3 protein-coding genes are annotated in these 3642 nt (G+C 52.2%); all 3 read right to left on the minus strand.

Features of this window, described 5'->3' with window-relative positions; genetic code table 11:
* A partial coding sequence (locus NCN04_RS09430; protein WP_250395919.1) for a cupin occupies positions 1-864 on the minus strand: 864 nt, incomplete at its 3' end.
* 101 nt (positions 865-965) lie between these two features.
* Complete coding sequence (locus NCN04_RS09435; RefSeq protein WP_250395920.1) at positions 966-2093, minus strand: fatty acid desaturase; 1128 nt, start codon at positions 2091-2093, stop codon at positions 966-968.
* A 71-nt stretch (positions 2094-2164) separates the two neighbouring features.
* On the minus strand, positions 2165-3642 hold a 1478-nt coding region (locus NCN04_RS09440; protein ID WP_250395921.1), incomplete at its 5' end, for an efflux RND transporter permease subunit.

Consider the following 3642-nt stretch of genomic DNA (forward strand, 5'->3'; position numbering starts at 1 on the left):
GGATTCGTTGTGGTGAGAATGCCAGTATCCGGGGGGTGTCACGAAGGCCGCTCCTGGGGCCCAATCTTCACGATGCCCATTGATAATTAAACCGTTCGCATCCAGCTTTGTGCCGATCATCGTGTAACAGCCGGGTTGGCACTCAACCGCGAAATCAAGTGCGATCGATTGGTGGCGGTGGGGGCGTTGGATCTGGCCAGCAGGCAAGATTCCAAGCATGGCCCAGAGCGTATGGGTGATCGTTCGCGTTTGTGGAAAATTGCTGTTGCCCAGCAAAACGCTGACACGGTTGGCACGAGCACCGTTGGGGCTGTTTGCAATCGCGTCCAGATGTCGTTTGCTGTCCCGATGGCTGTAGAAGCTCGGCTCAAAGCGAGCTTGTGCAGGCTCGACGCCGAGATAGCGAAGGAGCGGTGCATCATGCACCCAATAAAGTCCTGCTTTTTCGATGCTGGAGTGAATCGCGTCGCCACCCGCAGGCAGCACCAACATGTCTCCCTTTGACCATTGGAAGGTCCGCCCGCAGGCTTGCGTTTCCCCTTCTCCATTCGTGATGAAAAACAGCTGACTTGTAGCAACTGCACTGGTGCGTTGTTCACCACGGTCGAGGCGAATAAAATTCGCGCAAAGAGATGGACCGGTGGCTGGGCCAGAGCAGCCAAGCTTTTCACTCAGATCAAGAGGAAGGACATCGCAACCGGATTGATCGAAAAAATCTGGCGAAAATGACCGATAGGGAACTGCATTGATCAGGCCACTCTGTTGAGGGTTCGCAGCGGAGCGGTAATCAAAAAAATGGGCTTGCTCAGATGAGGACTGATGCAAAGCGGGAGTTGCCAAGGTGCCGACCTCAACGAGACGCATACCTTATCGATCAATAGGACTCGGATTGTATGGGTTTTGTCATGCCAGAAATCCAGCGTTGAGCCGGATACACATCGGCACAGCATGGAATCGCGCTTTATTTATGCGAATGGTGAAACCAACTCGAAGCGTTCCCGGTCCCAAAGGATGAGAGAGAAGCAATCGCTAACCTGATACAGATAAAGTTTGTGGACATTGCCGACAAGATGAATATTGGCCTCATGGCATTCTTTCAATCGATAATTTGGAATGCGCTCTGAGAGGTGGTGAATATGGTGATAAGCGATATCGGCAGTAAACCAATTCAAAACTGCAGGCATTTGAAGGAATGACGATCCAGAGATGGCTCCACGAAAATAACTCCAATTATCTTCATCGCTTGTATAAGAATCTGGGAAATTGTGTTGGATGAAAAAGACCGCAATCATCACCGCTGCACTGCAGCTCATCACCAACGCATAAAGAATCCAGAAGTGTGCGTAGCCTATAGAGCTTCCGATCCACCACCACAACAGTCCAACGATCGCTGTATTGGCAATCATGTCGACACATTCTCCGCTGGTATAAAAGAAACTAGATTTGTAATTCAAACAAACTTGTTTTGGAGATATCCAGGAGCTTGTGCTCACCATTTTTATGGTGCTTTTGATGGAATGGCCAATGAATTCAAAGAAGCTCAAAAGTAAGGCAAGCCTTGGCTTAATGATGAGATAAAAGAATCCACCTGGAAATAGCAGCAATGGATGGCGTAAGACGCGATAAAGCCACTGGGAACGTGGAGATCGCGCTTCGTATTGCTCGCGTGTGATCAGAGCGGATGGTCCGCGATAGCGATCCCAATTTCCATTGTGTTTGTGATGGAAAGCGTGTCCACGTGACCAGGGATGTTGCGGCATGCCGTGAATCAAGCTCAAGCCGAAGGCCGCAATTCGATTCGAGCGCTTGGAGCTGAACAGGCTTTGATGTCCGCAGTCATGCATCAGGGAGAAGCTGCGACTGAGCAGCAGAACCATCAACACGAGGAGCAAGGGTGTCAACAGGATGGCTGTGGTGTTGAACGATGTTGTGACCGCAGACATCGCGATCGCCACCGCGATGATCGGAACCACGGTGTTCAGGATCTGCCAGCTCGCTATGCGGTCATCGCTGGCCATAAAAGGAGCGAGTTTGAAGTCGATCCGTTTGGGGTAAGTGCTAGGCGCCATGTGTTGGCTAATCGTCGTTGTCATGCAGCTTCCACGTGGGGTGCCGCGATCGGCTTGATGGGTGAACCTATCTCTTTTTTGCTCCAACCGGTTTTTCAATTGCCTGGTGAGCGCTGAATTTGAGTCCTCTCCCTCCAGCCTTTGAGGCTCAAATAAACGGCTGGAACAACAAACAGCGAAAGCAACGTGGAGATCAGCAAGCCGCTAAACACCACCGTGCCAATGCTGATTCGACTGGCTGAACCCGTTCCGCTGGCCAGCAGCAAGGGCAGAAATCCAGCCAAGGATGTAATCGCTGTCAGAACAATTGGACGCATCCGCTCTTCCGCTGCGTCCGTGATCGACTCACGAAGGGGCAGGCCAGCTCGGAGCCTTTGATTGGCAAACTCCACAATCAGAATGCCGTTCTTTGCTGCCAAACTCACGAGCACGAGAAGACCCATCTGACCGTAAACATCTAGCGGTAGCCCACGTAATTTGAGTCCGATCAGTGCACCGAGCAGTGCCAGAGGCACTGTCAGCAAAATCACTAGGGGATCTAGAAAGCTCTCATAGAGACCAGCGAGTAAGAGGTAGACCACCACTACGCTCAAACCAAAGAAGGCCCAGGTGACGCCTTCGGCAACCCTCTCTTCCTCCGCAAGGCCTGTAAAAGCAAGCCCGATGTTGCTCCCTCCAATTTGTTCACCTGCTGCCTCGAGAATGTTGATGGCTTGCCCACTACTGGTTCCTTTCCCTGGTAAGGCGCTGACACGGATGGATCGGTTCAGGGCGAAGTGGTCAATCGACCCTGTGCCCTCAACTTGTTCAAGTCGCGCCACGCTTTCAGCGCTGACGAGTTGCCCATCCCGGTTCCGGAGCATGAGAGATTTAATGTCCTCTGGACGATTGCGGTCGCTGCCTTCCATTTGAATCCAGATGCTGCGTATTTCTCCGTCGGCGTAGGTGTCATCGAGATAGCGCCCGCCGATGGCCATGCCAATCGAATTCAGCGTTTCTCTGTAGGGGAGATTCAGTGAAGCCATTTGGTCGCGGTCTAAAACGAGGCGCCATCTCGGGGCACTGGCGTCGAAACGGGTGCTGACCCGTTCAAATTTGCCCGTTTCCCTGGCACTCGCAATAAAAGCTTTCGCGACCTGTTCGAATTGGACCAGGTTCAGTTGGCCACCACTGCGGTCTAGAAGCTCGATGTTTAAGGCTGAATCCCCGCTAAAGCCTCGAACGGTAGGGGGTGTAATCAGCACAACTTTGGCATCCGTAATCGAACGATTCAGGGCTTTTTGCAGTCGTCGCTTGATGGCTTGATCGCTCTGATCTGCACGGCCTCTCTCCTGGAGAGGTTTTAATCTCAAGTAAAAGGAACCCTTGTCTTCCCCGCTTTGCCCGAACGAACTTCCTGCATAGAAGTTCCCTGAGCGGATCAGTGGTTCTTGCTCAACGACAGCGCGAATGGAATCCATGATTGCCATGCTTCGTTCCAGGCTGGCGCCTTCCGACAAGGTGAAATAACCACGGATTTGGCCCTGGTCTTCGTTGGGGATAAAAGCTGTCGGAGTGTTGCGAAGGACGACTC

Source organism: Synechococcus sp. MU1655, assembly GCF_023630655.1.
Taxonomy (GTDB): Bacteria; Cyanobacteriota; Cyanobacteriia; order PCC-6307; family Cyanobiaceae; genus Synechococcus_C.

Coding starts and splice junctions, on each gene's coding strand:
- NCN04_RS09435 (WP_250395920.1), bottom strand. CDS start 2,093: ATGACAACGACGATTAGCCAACACATGGCGCCTAGCACTTACCCCAAA.